The sequence below is a fragment of the Vibrio clamense genome, from assembly GCF_050337905.1.
GTDB lineage: Bacteria > Pseudomonadota > Gammaproteobacteria > Enterobacterales > Vibrionaceae > Vibrio > Vibrio cortegadensis.
Window position 1 is genome coordinate 62828 of record NZ_JAKJTJ010000031.1, and the last position, 14034, is coordinate 76861.

The following is a 14034-nucleotide window of genomic DNA, read 5'->3' on the forward strand; positions in this document are numbered from 1 at the left end:
ATTTGAAATGAGACGAATATCAGAATGACACTATTTAGGAGGCTTTAAAGGTGAATGTAAGGGATGAAAAAAGGGAAGCAAAAATGCTTCCCTAATATTTTTTCGCTACGGATGTAATGATTATTTCTGTAGAAGAGAAATATCAGCAATCTGTAGGAATAGGTTACGCAGGTTGTTCAGTAGCGTTAGACGGTTCTTTTTCAGCGCTTCGTCATCAGCCATCACCATTACGTTATCGAAGAATGCATCAACGGGTTCACGTAGGTCAGCAAGTTTGCTTAGGGCTTCTTGGTAGTTACCTGTTGCGAATGCTGGTTCTAGTGCTTCTGTCATTACTTCAACGTTTTCAGCTAGAGCTTTCTCTGCGTCTTCTTGAAGAAGAGCTAGATCGATTTCAGCTGGTAGTTCGCCATCGAATTTCGCAAGGATGTTACCTACACGTTTGTTCGCTGCTGCCAGTGCTTCTGCTGCTTCCAGTTCACGGAAGTGAGAAACGGCTTTAACACGTTGGTCAAAGTCAGCTGGTTTAGTTGGACGACGTGCTAGTACCGCTTGGATGATATCAACGCTGAAACCAGCATCTTGGTACCATGCGCGGAAACGACCTAGCATGAAGTCGATAACGTCAGCTTCTACGTTTTTGTTGGTTAGCTTGTCGCCTAGTAGCTCTTTCGCTTTACCGATCAGATCCGTTAGGTCTAGGTTGTAGCCGTTTTCAACGATGATACGTAGTACACCTAGTGATGCACGACGTAGCGCGAATGGGTCAGAACCTTTTGGTGCTTGGCCAATACCGAAGATACCTACGATAGTGTCTAGCTTGTCTGCCATTGCGACTGCTGAAGAGATCCCCGTGCTTGGTAGGGTGTCACCGGCGAAACGAGGCATGTATTGCTCGTAAAGTGCTAGTGCTACTTGCTCGTCTTCGCCATCGTGTGTTGCGTAGTGCATGCCCATCACACCTTGTGTATCCGTAAATTCGAATACCATAGATGTCATTAGGTCACACTTAGCCAGTAGGCCTGCGCGCTTAGACTTTTCAACGTCAGCATCGATTTGCTCAGCAATGTAGCCAGCAAGTTCTGTGATGCGGTCTGTTTTGTCTTTGATTGTGCCCAGTTGCTTCTGGAAGATAGCTTGGTCTAGTTCAGGTAGACGATCGATAAGCGGACGCTTACGGTCTGTGTTGAAGAAGAACTCAGCATCAGCAAGACGTGGACGTACAACCTTCTCGTTACCTTCGATTACGTGACGAGGCTCTTTAGACTCGATGTTCGAAACGAAGATGAAGTTTGGCAGAAGGTTCTTATCAGCGTCATACACTGGGAAGTACTTTTGGTCGCCTTTCATGGTGTAAACTAAGGCTTCAGAAGGCACTTTTAGGAACTCTTGCTCAAACTTAGCAGTAAGCACCACTGGCCATTCAACCAAAGAGGTAACTTCTTCAACAAGGTCATCTTCTAGGTCAGCAATACCGCCAACCGCGTCTGCTGCTTTTTTAGCATCAGCAAGGATGATCGCTTTACGCGCTTCGTAATCTGCCATTACTTTACCGCGCTCTTCTAGGATCGCAGGGTACTGGTCAGCAGAGTCGATTGTGAACTCTTGTTCGCCCATGAAACGGTGGCCACGGATAGTACGAGCAGAAGCTACGCCTAGGATTTCGCCTTCAACAAGCTCATCACCTAGTAGTACTGTCAGTGTTTTCACTGGACGGATAAATTGAATGTCTGAGTTACCCCAGCGCATTGCTTTAGGAATTGGTAGGCCCGCGAGTGCTTTCGCAGCGATGTCCATTACCAATTCTTGAACTGGTTTGCCAGCTACTTCTTGTTTGAAAAGAAGCCATTCGCCTTTGTCTGTTTTCAGACGATCAGCTTGCTCAACAGTAATACCGTTACCACGAGCCCAACCTTGTGCTGCTTTGGTCGCGTTGCCTTCAGCATCGAATGCTACAGAAATTGCAGGACCGCGCTTCTCAACCACTTTGTCTGCTTGGCCTTCAGCCAGTGCCGTCACTTTAAGTGCTAGGCGACGAGGTGCTGCGTACCACTTGATGCCTTCGTGAGAAAGCTCAGCAGATTTAAGACCAGCTTCAAAGTTAGAAGCAAAGGCTTCTGCTAGAGAACGAAGTGCTGTTGGTGGAAGCTCTTCCGTACCCAGTTCAATTAGAAAATTCTTCGCCATAGTTACTTCTCCTCGGTCTTCTTACACATTGGGAAGCCAAGTGCTTCACGTGATGCGTAGTACGCTTCTGCTACCGCTTTAGTCAGGTTGCGAATACGAAGGATGTAACGCTGACGTTCTGTTACTGAAATTGCTTTACGAGCATCAAGTAGGTTAAATGCATGACCCGCTTTAAGAATGCGCTCGTAAGCTGGAAGTGGCAGTGGTTTTTCTAGTTCAAGTAGCTCTTTACACTCTTTCTCACACTGGTCGAAGAAACCGAATAGGAAATCTACGTCTGCGTGTTCAAAGTTGTAAGTTGACTGCTCAACTTCGTTTTGGTGGAAGATATCACCGTAAGTCACGTTAGAACCATCTGGTGCTACGTTCCATACAAGATCGTAAACTGAGTCTACTTCTTGGATGTACATTGCTAGACGCTCAATACCGTAAGTGATCTCACCTGTTACTGGTTTACATTCAAGGCCGCCAACTTGTTGGAAGTAAGTGAATTGAGTCACTTCCATGCCATTTAGCCATACTTCCCAGCCAAGACCCCAAGCACCCAACGTCGGGTTTTCCCAGTTGTCTTCTACGAAGCGAATATCATGCACAAGTGGATCGACACCAAGCACTTCAAGAGAGCCTAGGTACAACTCCTGAATATTATCTGGAGAAGGTTTTAGTGCTACTTGGAATTGATAGTAGTGCTGCAGACGGTTTGGGTTTTCACCGTAACGGCCATCAGTAGGACGACGTGAAGGTTGAACGTATGCCGTAGACATTGGCTCTGGGCCAAGTGCACGTAAACATGTCATTGGGTGAGAGGTACCCGCACCTACTTCCATATCCAAAGGTTGAACAATGGTACAACCGTTTTGAGCCCAATAATCCTGCAGCGCGAGGATCATTCCCTGGAAGGTTTTGATATCGTATTTTTGCATAATTAAATTCGCGCGATTCTTTTGTCTGAGTTCTGAAAATAACCTTCGATTATACGCAGATATTCAGAAAGCGAGTAGGGGCAATGTTGGTTATTTAATCAGCATGGTTCGAGTTTTCGCTGTTTTTTGATTATTTTTAGTTGAAGAGGTGGGAGTTAAAGGCAAAATCTGTTGAACTTCATTTATTCGTGAATTTTAACGCGCATCTAAAATAAGGATAAATAGAGCCTTTTTGTTGGATGAATTAAGCCTTAATGACTGAGTTATTACTGAGTAGCAAAACGAAATTTAGCTTAGATCAAAATCTCATCCGAAATCGTATTTAAGCGTGATGACTGACACACAAGTGTCACAATTGTCATGCTACTTTAATCTTAAGAGTTACAAATAGGAGGGTACGATTATGTTGACTCGCTATATGGGAATGACTCCAGAAAAACAAAGTTATCTTTTTACCGTTGGCTTAGTGTTAACTTTGTTAGGTATGGTTTTGACTGAAATGTGGTTACCTATGGTGGTTGGCTCTATTGTCATGACGGGCCTTGCTGCTGAAGCTTGGATCCGAGTCGCACATATTATTCCAATGCGTAAGGATATGCGTGAAATGCAACACCAACTCGATAAGCTTCAATCACAACTGCATAATGTTGAAAAAGAATAAAAAAAGCCGCCAGTTAGTCATATGGCGGCTTTTTCTTTGATTCTTACTGAGCTTTTTCAGTCAACGAGTCGTTAAATTTAACTACTCTTCTAATCCTTTTCTGATCAAATAGGTATAAGGCAGGCTTTCTACTTGAGCACTCACAAGTTGGTGATCCATAAAGCGACAAAAACTTGGGATATCTCGCGTGGTGGAAGGATCGTCAGCTTTTACTAATAGTACGTCGCCATCCTGCATGTTGCGTATTGTCTTCCTAACCATCATTACCGGCTCTGGGCAGCGTAATCCTTCCGCTTCAAGTGTGTGAGTGGCCAGTTCCAAATTGATTGTCATGGTGATATCTCTAGTGTTTTATCGTGCTTTTGAGCTGGGAATGATACTTCTGTAGAAAAAATATGCAATAACCCTTGGCAAATCGATCTATTTGCTTTAACTTAATTAACAACCTGGTAACAATTGAGCTAAGGAGTGGCGATGTTGACTGCACTAGATAGGTTAACGATTTATTCGGTTTTATGCTTTATCTCTTTTTGTGCCTTAGTGCTTAGGTCACCAGAAGAAGCGTCATTTATGCCTTTGATTGGTATGAGTGCCACAATTATTGGTATTTGGATTGAGATGCGCCGTTGGCATAGCTCTTCGGAAGAACAAGAAAACTAAATCCAAACCTGAACAACACCTTATTCCGACACTATCCCCATTTTTCTTGGGCTTCCCCGCTTAACTGCGGGATTTTTTTTATCTAATGCATGGTATAAATGTGAAGTGTCAGTTCGCAGGATTAAGATTGTGGAATTAGAAGAGATATATCGTCGCGATTTAAATTTATTAGTCGCATTAAAAGTGTTACTCGAAGAGAGCAGCGTCAGTCGGGCAGCCGTTCGCCTTAACTTGAGCCAGTCTGCGATGAGTCGAGTGTTAGGGCGCTTACGTGACATGCTAGATGATCCTCTTTTTACTCGCCAAGGTCAGCATCTTGTCCCAACAGAAAAAGCGCGTGAAATTAATTCTCGGATCAATCAGCCGTTAGAATCTTTACGCCAACTTCTTACTCCCAGTGATTTTTCTCCTCTGTATTGCGATCAGCACTTTATTATTGCGACGACAGATTATGCGATGCAGACGATCTTGCCTTATGCCTTGCCTAAAATTTATGAGCAAGCCCCGAATATCTCTTTGGAATTTGCTCCACTGCAACATGAGCACTTATTTAAACAACTCAGCACTGAGCGTGTGGATATGGCAATTTGTCGGCCGATAGGTTCTGTTGCCCCATTGAAGCAAGAAGTTTTAGGGCTGGTGGGCGTGTCTTGTCTGGTGTCTAAGAATCACCCATTAGCAAATCAGCCGCTGTCGCTGGAAGATTATGTGTCACTGCCTCATGCGATGATCGCGATAAGTGATGGGGTGAAAGCTCTGCTTGATAATGCGCTCGTCAATCAAAAAGAGCGCCGTATGGTGTTGCGTGCTTATCACTTAGAAGCCGCGTTGGCGATTGTCGATAAGATGCCATTAGTGATCACTGTCCCTGCTGATTTAGCTTACCTTGTGGCAGAACGTTATGATTTGGTGGTTAAACGGCTTCCATTTGAGTTTACACCGTTTGATTATTCTCTGATTTGGCATTCACGTTGCGATACGTCACCTGCTCAGGCTTGGCTGCGTCGCGTACTTAAAGATGAGTGTAGAAAGCTGATTACAAAAAGAGTGGAAGATATAGGTCTGGGCAGTTAGTTGGATTCGTTATGGTTACTATTATTGATTAGATTGATGGCGTGGATTTATTGAATCGCTTAGCTAATGTCTCAATAGACTGGATATAAAAAAGGTGATGCCATGAGCATCACCTTTCTTCTTTGGTGCTATCTTTTTTGAAGCGATAGCGATTTGGATTAAATCTTAATTACAACACGACCTGTGATTTGGCCGTTAGTGATATCTTCAGCGGCTTGGATAGCCTCTTCTAAAGAGACCTCTTTACTTGCTTGGTCATAGAATGACTCTGGTAATAGTTCAGAAAGTTGCTCCCACGCTTTAATGCGTTTCTCTCGTGGGCACATTACGGAATCAACACCTTGTAGGCGGACATTACGTAAAATAAATGGCATAACCGTTGTCGGTAAGTCAAAACCACCAGCAAGGCCACATGCAGCCACAACGCTGTTGTAATCCATTTGAGCCAATACTTTTGCTAATACTTTGCTGCCAACCGTATCAATCGCGCCTGCCCATAACTGTTTCTCTAATGGTTTTGCTGGTTCTTCAAGTTCAGCTCGCTCAACAATGCGGCTTGCTCCGAGTGATTTAAGTAGCTCTCCGTTTTCTGAAGCTCGGCCAGTGACGGCTGCTACTTTATAACCAAGTTGGTTAAGCAGAGTAATTGACACGCTGCCTACACCACCGCTTGAACCTGTCACGAGGATCTCACCGTCTTCTGGTTTCACGCCTGCATCAACAATGGCCTGAACACAAAGCATTGCTGTAAAACCAGCGGTACCAATCGTCATTACTTTTTTAGCATCAAGCCCTTTTGGCATAGGCACTAACCAGTCGCCCTTTAAGCTTGCTTTCTCTGCCATTCCGCCCCAGTGACCTTCACCAACGCCCCAACCAGTAAGAACAACTTCATCACCTTCTTTATAGCGAGGGTCATCTGAGTGAGATACTTTCCCTGCTAAATCAATACCGGGAACCATTGGGAAGTTACGGATGATTCGTCCTTTACCTGTAATTGCTAATCCATCTTTGTAGTTTAGAGAAGAGTAGTTCACATCGATCTTTACGTTACCTTCAGGTAGCTGTGACTCTTCAATTTCGGTTACCGCTGCGATGGTCTTTTTGTCTTCTTGGTTTAGGACTAATGCTTTAAACATAAAAATTCTCCAGAGATTCCAATATAGGTGTGGTGACATCGCTGAAAGGTTCAATATGGATTCAGCTTATCAATATCTGTTTTGTTAATGACAATGAGTGTAGGACAGAGTGATAAAGAAAAAAAATGATACTTTGACATGTTTACTATGCGTTTTATGCATACATTAATTGTCGATGATCACCGATAAAAAAAGAGATAGAAGGCGGTGTGTGCATTCTATCTCTTCATTCCATCTAGAGTATTTTAATACTCAATGATATCCGCATACTGCGCATGAACATTTTTCTATAGAGGTGTCGCTATGGACGTTCAAAAATCGTCGCAATACCTTGGCCTAAACCAATACACATTGTGGCTAACCCATACTTCGCATCTTTTGCTTCCATCAGGTTGATCAATGTTGTGGAGATACGAGAGCCAGAACAACCCAGAGGGTGACCTAATGCGATTGCGCCCCCATTGAGGTTGACCTTTTCATCGACTACATCGAGTAAACCTAAATCTTTCGCACACGGTAATGATTGTGCAGCAAAGGCTTCATTGAGTTCGACGACATCCATATCGCCTATCTCTAGGCCGGCACGTTTAAGTGCTTTTTGTGTCGCAGGAACTGGGCCATATCCCATGATTGAAGGATCGCAGCCAGCAATCGCCATAGAGCGAACTTTTGCTCGAATAGTTAAGCCGAGTTCGTTGGCTTTATCTTCACTCATTATGAGCATGGCAGAAGCACCATCAGATAGCGCTGAAGAGGTGCCCGCAGTGACCGTACCATTTGCAGGATCGAATACAGGACGGAGTTGAGATAAGCCTTCAACTGTTGTCTCCGGGCGGATAACTTCATCATAATCTAATGTAAACAGCGATCCATCAGCGGCATGTGCTTCAGTAGGAAGGATTTCATTCTTGAAACGACCTTCTACAGTAGCGGCTTGTGCTCTGGCGTGAGAACGTGCCGCGAATGCATCTTGATCTTCACGGCTGATACCGTGCATTTTACCGAGCATTTCAGCGGTCAATCCCATCATGCCTGCGGCTTTCGCTACGTGCTTCGACATACCTGGGTGGAAATCAACCCCGTGGTTCATTGGGACGTGTCCCATGTGTTCAACACCGCCGATCAAGCAGATTTCAGCATCACCGACCATGATGGAACGTGCCGCATCATGCAGAGCTTGCATAGATGAACCACATAAACGGTTCACCGTTACTGCACCAATTTCAATCGGCAGGCCAGCAAGTAGGGCGGCGTTACGTGCCACGTTAAAACCTTGCTCTAGTGTTTGCTGTACACAACCCCAATAAATATCTTCGATCTGTCTTGGGTCGACTTGAGGGTTACGCTCTAAAATGCCTTTCATTAAGTGAGCCGATAAATCTTCAGCTCTCGTGTGACGAAATGCTCCACCTTTAGAACGTCCCATCGGTGTACGAAGACAATCAACAATTACTACGTTATTCATCTTTATATTCCTTTTCCAAAGATAGAGTTAAAGTGAGCTAGATTGTTGAGATTGGTAAAAGCTTTCGCCGCTTTCTGCCATATCTTTCAACATCTGAGGAACATGATACAAAGCACCAAGCTCTTGGTATTGTTCAGCCATTTGTACATAGTTTTGAATACCAATACTATCTAGGTAACGGAATACACCGCCTCTGAATGGCGGGAAGCCTAAGCCATATACCAGTGCCATATCAGCTTCTTGAGGTGATGCGATGATCCCTTCTTGTAAGCAGAGAACGACTTCATTAATCATTGGAATCATGACGCGTTGAATAATCGTCTGATCATCAAAGTATTGAGCGTCACTGCACACATTTTTCAGTAAAGGTAGAACATCTTCTGTGAATGTCTTTTTCGGGCGACCTTTTTTATCTACGCTATAACTGTAGAAACCTGAACCGTTTTTCTGACCGTATTTATCCGCTTCAAATAACGCATCGATGGCATCTTTACCACTTTTGCCCATTCGATCTGGGAATCCTTGCGCCATAACGGCTTGTGCGTGGTGAGCTGTATCAATACCAACAACGTCAAGTAGGTAAGCAGGTCCCATTGGCCAGCCAAATTGACGTTCCATGACTTTATCGACTTTTGTGAAATCAGCACCATCACTGAGCAGTTTGCTAAACCCACCAAAGTAAGGGAATAACACGCGGTTGACGAAGAAACCGGGGCAGTCATTGACAACAATAGGTGATTTCCCCATTTTTGCTGCGTATGCCACCACTCGGTTGATCGTCTCGTCAGAGGTGTGTTCGCCACGAATGATTTCAACAAGGGGCATGCGATGTACTGGGTTGAAGAAGTGCATGCCGCAGAAATTTTCAGGGCGTTTGAGTGATTTTGCTAATAAGTTGATTGGAATCGTCGAGGTATTTGATGTGACAACTGTATCTTCACCGACATGTGATTCGACTTCACTTAATACTGCAGCTTTGATTTTTGGGTTCTCAACTACGGCTTCTACGATGATATCGGACTGTTCGATCCCCGCATAATGTAGGCTTGGAGTGATCGATGAAAGAATCCCTGCCATTTTGAAACCATCTAAACGACCACGAGATAAGCGTTTATTGAGTAGCTTAGAAGCCTCATTCATGCCTAAATCTAGCGATGCTTGTGCGATGTCTTTCATTATTACCGGAACACCTTTCAGAGCAGATTGATAAGCGATACCACCACCCATAATACCGGCACCTAATACCGCTGCTCGCTGAGTTTCTTTGCTTGCTGATTTCGCGGCAGTTTTTGCGATACCTTTAATGTATTGATCGTTGAGGAACAGACCAACAAGAGCTTGGGCGACTTCTGATTTGGCGAGTTTTACGAAGTATTGTCTTTCAACATCGAGTGCGCCATCTCGGCTTAAACGCGCGGCATCTTCAATCGCTTTAACAGAGGTGATCGGTGCTGGGTAGTGAGGCCCTGCTTTTTGAATGACTAAACCTTTTGCCATCGTAAAGCTCATCATCGCTTCTAGCTTGCTTAGCGTGAGAGCGGATGTTTTCTGTTTGCGTCGAGCTTGCCAATCAAGCTGTTTATTTTTAGCGAGAGTGATGGTATTGATGGCAGAGTCGAGCAATTTATCGCTGTCTACAACGGCATCGAGAAGGCCAATTTTTAATGCGTCATCTGCTCGGTTCGCTTTACCTGCGGTAATAATTTCCATGGCGCTATCTGCACCTATTACTCTAGGTAGACGAACACACCCACCAAATCCTGGCATGATACCTAGTTTAGTTTCAGGTAGACCAATGCTGGTGGTCTTGTCTCCAATACGGAAATCGGTCGCGAGTACACACTCACAACCGCCACCAAGTGCATGACCGCGGATCATCGAAAGTGTTGGCACAGGAAGATCTTCAAGCTTGTTGAAGATGCTATTGGCAAACTTAAGCCACTCTTCTAGCTCTGCTTCTGGTTTCGAAAACAGACCAAGAAACTCGGTAATATCTGCACCAACAATAAAAGTGTCTTTGTTTGAAGTAAGGATTAATCCACTTAAACTTTGGTGTTGATTTAGAGCATCGAGTGCTTTATCTAGTGATTCAAGAGTTGCAAGATCAAGCTTGTTGACCGACGCTGGTGCGCAAAAGCTCAATTCTGCGATACCGTCTTGTAATTCCTTAACTTGTAGGGTGTTCGATTGGTAAATCATTATCTATCTCCGTCACTCACAATCCTTGATTGTTTGAGAGAATTAGTGTTGTTTTTATGTTCTGGTTAGACCAGTAAGTCTAGTGTGGACTTGTAGGTAGTCAAACTCAATACATTTTTTAAACATTTGTTTAACATTGTGCGCAGGGTCAGATCTAGGATCGCTTTTATTTGGAGCGTGTTACACTAGCGCCACTATTCATATAAATTGATAACCATGAATTTTCTTCCCTATCTAATTCCTTCTTCACCTGTGACATTTGAAGAAGAAATTAAAAAAAGCGTCTTCATAACTCATTTAGCCCATACACCAAGTGTAGAAGCTGCGAAGCTGTTTGTTGAACAGATCAAAGCAGAACATTCTGGAGCTCGACATAATTGTTGGGGTTTTGTCGCTGGCCGAGCTGAAGATTCAATGAAGTGGGGGTTTAGTGATGATGGTGAACCTTCTGGGACCGCAGGAAAACCAATCTTAGCGCAATTATCAGGATCTGGAGTGGGTGAGCTAACGGCGGTTGTCACACGTTATTCGGGTGGAATTAAGCTTGGAACGGGTGGTTTAGTCAAAGCATATGGTGGCGGAGTGCAACAAGCATTAAAGCTGCTTCAAACAATCGAGAAAAAAATCACCACTCACTTGCGGCTAGAGTTAGACTACTCTTTTATGCCTATCGCACAATCAGTGATGAGCCAATTCGATGCAGTCGAAGCTCAAGCTGACTATCGTGAGCATGTTGTTATGGATATTGAGATAGAACAGCGTCATGTTGATGCCTTTACTCAAATCATTATAAATAAAAGCGGTGCCAAAGCGTTGGTCACCGGAATAAAAGATAACTAGGAAGTTAGAAGCGCCGCTTTATTTCAAGCTAAGTTTCGTTAATTATTCATGCAATTTCGATCAATCATACGAATCGTCGGGCTGTTGCTCGCTCTATTTAGTGTTTCCATGCTAGCGCCTGCATTTGTGGCGTTACTGTACCGTGATGGTGCTGGTGTTCCTTTTGTTACCACTTTCTTTGTTCTGCTTTTTTGCGGAGGGATCTGTTGGTTTCCAAATAGACGTCACCGACATGAATTAAAAGCGAGGGATGGGTTCCTGATTGTCGTTTTGTTTTGGACGGTAATCGGTAGTGCTGGCTCACTTCCCTTTCTTATTGCTGATAACCCTAGTATTTCAGTTACCGATGCCTTTTTTGAATCATTCTCAGCGTTAACGACAACGGGAGCGACCGTTATTGTCGGGTTAGATGAGTTGCCTAAAGCGATTCTGTTTTACCGCCAGTTTCTACAATGGTTTGGGGGAATGGGGATAATCGTACTTGCGGTTGCGATCTTACCTGTTCTTGGGATCGGGGGAATGCAGTTATATCGAGCCGAAATTCCAGGCCCAGTTAAAGACAGTAAAATGACCCCGAGAATTGCCGAAACCGCGAAAGCGTTGTGGTATATCTATTTAAGTTTGACCATTGCGTGTGCTTTTGCTTTTTGGCTTGCGGGAATGAGTTTCTTCGATGCCATTAGCCATAGCTTTTCGACTATTGCGATCGGTGGATTTTCAACTCATGATGCCAGTATGGGCTATTTTGATAGCCACGCGATAAATATGATCACGGTTGTATTTCTTCTTATCTCTGCATGTAACTACTCTTTGCACTTTGCTGCATTTGCCTCTGGTGGCGTGCACCCTAAATATTATTGGAAAGATCCTGAATTCAGAGCCTTTATCTTTATTCAAAGCGTTCTGTTTCTTGTTTGCTTCTTATTGCTTTTGAATCACCAGTCTTATGACTCCATCTATGACGCTTTTGATCAGGCTCTATTCCAAACAGTATCCATCTCAACAACGGCTGGTTTTACCACGACAGGATTTTCTGAGTGGCCACTGTTTTTACCTGTGCTGTTACTCTTCTCTTCCTTTATCGGCGGTTGTGCAGGATCAACTGGTGGTGGAATGAAGGTGATTCGAATTCTGCTTCTTACTTTGCAAGGTGCTCGTGAAATGAAGCGTCTTGTCCACCCTAGAGCGGTATACACCATTAAAGTAGGTGGTTCAGCCCTACCGCAAAGAGTTGTTGATGCGGTATGGGGATTCTTTTCCGCCTATGCATTGGTTTTTGTAGTTTGTATGCTCGGGTTGATAGCGACAGGAATGGACGAACTTAGTGCATTCTCCGCGGTTGCAGCAACACTCAATAATTTAGGCCCTGGCCTTGGCGAGGTGGCGCTCCATTTTGGCGATATTAATGATAGTGCTAAGTGGGTATTAGTCGTCTCCATGTTATTTGGCCGTTTAGAAATTTTCACTCTTTTAATTCTTTTGACTCCTACGTTCTGGCGTAGCTAAGGAAGCTCTCGTGGCAAAAGCTCTTTTTCTTTATTCAAGCCGAGAAGGCCAAACGAAAAAAATCCTTCAGTATATAGAGGGTGAATTTTCAGATTACTCTTGTGAAACTAAAAATATCAGTGAAATAGAAACGGTGGACTTTTCTCAGTATGAGCGAGTTTTGATCGGTGCTTCTATTCGCTATGGTCATCTAAACAAAGATCTATACCGTTTCATCAGTAAAAACTTAACTCAGTTGGAGTTAAGCAAAGTCGCTTTCTTTTGTGTCAACCTTACCGCGAGGAAAGAAGACCAAGGGAAAGATACGCCAGAAGGTAGTGCGTATATCAAAACCTTCTTAAAAAAATCACCGTGGAAACCTAAGATGATTGGCGTTTTCGCTGGAGCGCTCTATTATCCTCGCTATAACTTCTTTGATAGAACCATGATTCGTTTAATTATGACGATGACTGGAGGAGAGACAGATACAAGCAAAGAAGTTGAATATACGAATTGGGAAAAAGTATCTCAATTTGCTCAAAAATTTAAAGATATGTAATCAGAATGTCGATTTATATGGTCTTTTGAATGTTTTTTAGTCGAACGATAATAAAATGCATTTTTTTTGCAAAAAGGGGTTGCCAATGTGATCGCAATCTCTATAATGCCACCTCGCTGACACGGTAAGGGCTCACAGAGAGTTCTGAAGTGATTCAGAAGGACAATTTAGAGTTACGAAATAACTTAAAAAAGTGTTTGACACTTTTAGTTGAATCGCTAAAATGGCCGTCCGTTTTGAGCAAAGCTTAAAACAAGCTCTTTAACAATTTAGACCTATCAATCTGTGTGGGCACTCGTTGATGATAATCACTAGTTTCGTACTGTTTGTTTTCGCTTTTTAAAGCGAAAGTAAATTAAGTCGAAACAAAAGATATCAATGAACTGAGTGACCAATACAAGTTCTTAGAACTTGGCACAGTCAATTCATTACCATTCTGTTGGAATGGTAATAGCTTTAGAATTACATGTTTCTGTTCTTTTTCGAAAGAGCGGTAAATATTAGTTTTGAAGTCAGTATTCATTGAGCCGCATCTTAGGATGCAAAAACTTTAATTGAAGAGTTTGATCATGGCTCAGATTGAACGCTGGCGGCAGGCCTAACACATGCAAGTCGAGCGGTAACAGGAAGTAGCTTGCTACTTCGCTGACGAGCGGCGGACGGGTGAGTAATGCCTAGGAAATTGCCCTGATGTGGGGGATAACCATTGGAAACGATGGCTAATACCGCATAATGCCTTCGGGCCAAAGAGGGGGACCTTCGGGCCTCTCGCGTCAGGATATGCCTAGGTGGGATTAGCTAGTTGGTGAGGTAATGGCTCACCAAGGCGACGATCCCTAGCT

Annotated in this window: 12 protein-coding genes and 1 rRNA gene; 7 read left to right on the top strand and 6 right to left on the bottom strand. The window is 43.7% G+C overall.

The genetic code is table 11. From position 1 onward, the window contains the following. Positions 1 to 120: 120 nt before the first annotated feature. Both glyS and glyQ read right to left on the bottom strand, forming a co-directional pair. Positions 121 to 2187, bottom strand: coding sequence for a glycine--tRNA ligase subunit beta (gene glyS / locus L4C39_RS17480; RefSeq protein ID WP_171757130.1), 2067 nt, complete (start codon positions 2185 to 2187; stop codon positions 121 to 123). A 2-nt stretch (positions 2188 to 2189) separates the two neighbouring features. Beyond that, on the bottom strand, positions 2190 to 3110 hold the full coding sequence (gene glyQ, locus L4C39_RS17485) for a glycine--tRNA ligase subunit alpha (RefSeq protein WP_429747163.1): 921 nt from the start codon (positions 3108 to 3110) through the stop codon (positions 2190 to 2192). 403 nt (positions 3111 to 3513) lie between these two features. Here glyQ and L4C39_RS17490 point away from each other — a divergent pair, with 403 nt between their 5' ends. Next, complete coding sequence (locus tag L4C39_RS17490; RefSeq protein WP_429747165.1) at positions 3514 to 3771, top strand: hypothetical protein; 258 nt, start codon at positions 3514 to 3516, stop codon at positions 3769 to 3771. 81 nt (positions 3772 to 3852) lie between these two features. Here L4C39_RS17490 and tusA read toward each other — a convergent pair whose 3' ends face one another. Further along, a complete protein-coding gene (gene tusA, locus L4C39_RS17495) occupies positions 3853 to 4104 on the bottom strand; it encodes a sulfurtransferase TusA (RefSeq protein WP_017054300.1) in 252 nt (83 codons plus the stop codon). A gap of 141 nt (positions 4105 to 4245) precedes the next feature. Between tusA and L4C39_RS17500 the strand changes: the two genes are divergently transcribed. Continuing rightward, positions 4246 to 4431, top strand: a complete 186-nt coding sequence (locus tag L4C39_RS17500; protein ID WP_017054299.1) for a hypothetical protein — start codon at positions 4246 to 4248, stop codon at positions 4429 to 4431. A 129-nt stretch (positions 4432 to 4560) separates the two neighbouring features. Beyond that, complete coding sequence (locus L4C39_RS17505; RefSeq protein ID WP_017054298.1) at positions 4561 to 5505, top strand: LysR family transcriptional regulator; 945 nt, start codon at positions 4561 to 4563, stop codon at positions 5503 to 5505. A 158-nt stretch (positions 5506 to 5663) separates the two neighbouring features. Here the strand turns inward: L4C39_RS17505 and acuI are convergent, their stop codons facing one another. The 3 genes from acuI to fadB all read right to left on the bottom strand — a co-directional run bounded on the left by acuI (position 5664) and on the right by fadB (position 10308). After that, on the bottom strand, positions 5664 to 6644 hold the full coding sequence (acuI, locus tag L4C39_RS17510) for an acrylyl-CoA reductase (NADPH) (protein WP_017054297.1): 981 nt from the start codon (positions 6642 to 6644) through the stop codon (positions 5664 to 5666). A 301-nt stretch (positions 6645 to 6945) separates the two neighbouring features. Then, positions 6946 to 8109, bottom strand: a complete 1164-nt coding sequence (gene fadA, locus L4C39_RS17515; RefSeq protein WP_429747168.1) for an acetyl-CoA C-acyltransferase FadA — start codon at positions 8107 to 8109, stop codon at positions 6946 to 6948. 27 nt (positions 8110 to 8136) lie between these two features. Beyond that, positions 8137 to 10308 (bottom strand): fatty acid oxidation complex subunit alpha FadB, encoded by a 2172-nt coding sequence (fadB, locus tag L4C39_RS17520; protein ID WP_429747170.1) that lies wholly within the window; start codon positions 10306 to 10308, stop codon positions 8137 to 8139. A 216-nt stretch (positions 10309 to 10524) separates the two neighbouring features. Between fadB and L4C39_RS17525 the strand changes: the two genes are divergently transcribed. From L4C39_RS17525 to L4C39_RS17540, 4 genes are all read left to right on the top strand, one after another. Next, positions 10525 to 11148 (top strand): YigZ family protein, encoded by a 624-nt coding sequence (locus tag L4C39_RS17525; protein WP_171757134.1) that lies wholly within the window; start codon positions 10525 to 10527, stop codon positions 11146 to 11148. A gap of 48 nt (positions 11149 to 11196) precedes the next feature. After that, a complete protein-coding gene (locus L4C39_RS17530; protein WP_029203544.1) occupies positions 11197 to 12654 on the top strand; it encodes a TrkH family potassium uptake protein in 1458 nt (485 codons plus the stop codon). A gap of 10 nt (positions 12655 to 12664) precedes the next feature. After that, positions 12665 to 13192: a menaquinone-dependent protoporphyrinogen IX dehydrogenase gene (gene hemG, locus L4C39_RS17535; protein ID WP_429747173.1), complete on the top strand. Its 528-nt coding sequence runs from the start codon at positions 12665 to 12667 to the stop codon at positions 13190 to 13192. A 551-nt stretch (positions 13193 to 13743) separates the two neighbouring features. Further along, positions 13744 to 14034, top strand: a 16S ribosomal RNA gene (locus L4C39_RS17540); the annotation flags it as partial.

What these genes read in the sequence shown, in the direction of transcription:
- glyS (WP_171757130.1), bottom strand. Translation starts at nt 2,187, where the DNA reads ATGGCGAAGAATTTTCTAATTGAACTGGGTACGGAAGAGCTTCCACCA.
- glyQ (WP_429747163.1), bottom strand. Translation starts at nt 3,110, where the DNA reads ATGCAAAAATACGATATCAAAACCTTCCAGGGAATGATCCTCGCGCTG.
- L4C39_RS17490 (WP_429747165.1), top strand. Translation starts at nt 3,514, where the DNA reads ATGTTGACTCGCTATATGGGAATGACTCCAGAAAAACAAAGTTATCTT.
- tusA (WP_017054300.1), bottom strand. Translation starts at nt 4,104, where the DNA reads ATGACAATCAATTTGGAACTGGCCACTCACACACTTGAAGCGGAAGGA.
- L4C39_RS17500 (WP_017054299.1), top strand. Translation starts at nt 4,246, where the DNA reads ATGTTGACTGCACTAGATAGGTTAACGATTTATTCGGTTTTATGCTTT.
- acuI (WP_017054297.1), bottom strand. Translation starts at nt 6,644, where the DNA reads ATGTTTAAAGCATTAGTCCTAAACCAAGAAGACAAAAAGACCATCGCA.
- fadA (WP_429747168.1), bottom strand. Translation starts at nt 8,109, where the DNA reads ATGAATAACGTAGTAATTGTTGATTGTCTTCGTACACCGATGGGACGT.
- fadB (WP_429747170.1), bottom strand. Translation starts at nt 10,308, where the DNA reads ATGATTTACCAATCGAACACCCTACAAGTTAAGGAATTACAAGACGGT.
- L4C39_RS17525 (WP_171757134.1), top strand. Translation starts at nt 10,525, where the DNA reads ATGAATTTTCTTCCCTATCTAATTCCTTCTTCACCTGTGACATTTGAA.
- L4C39_RS17530 (WP_029203544.1), top strand. Translation starts at nt 11,197, where the DNA reads ATGCAATTTCGATCAATCATACGAATCGTCGGGCTGTTGCTCGCTCTA.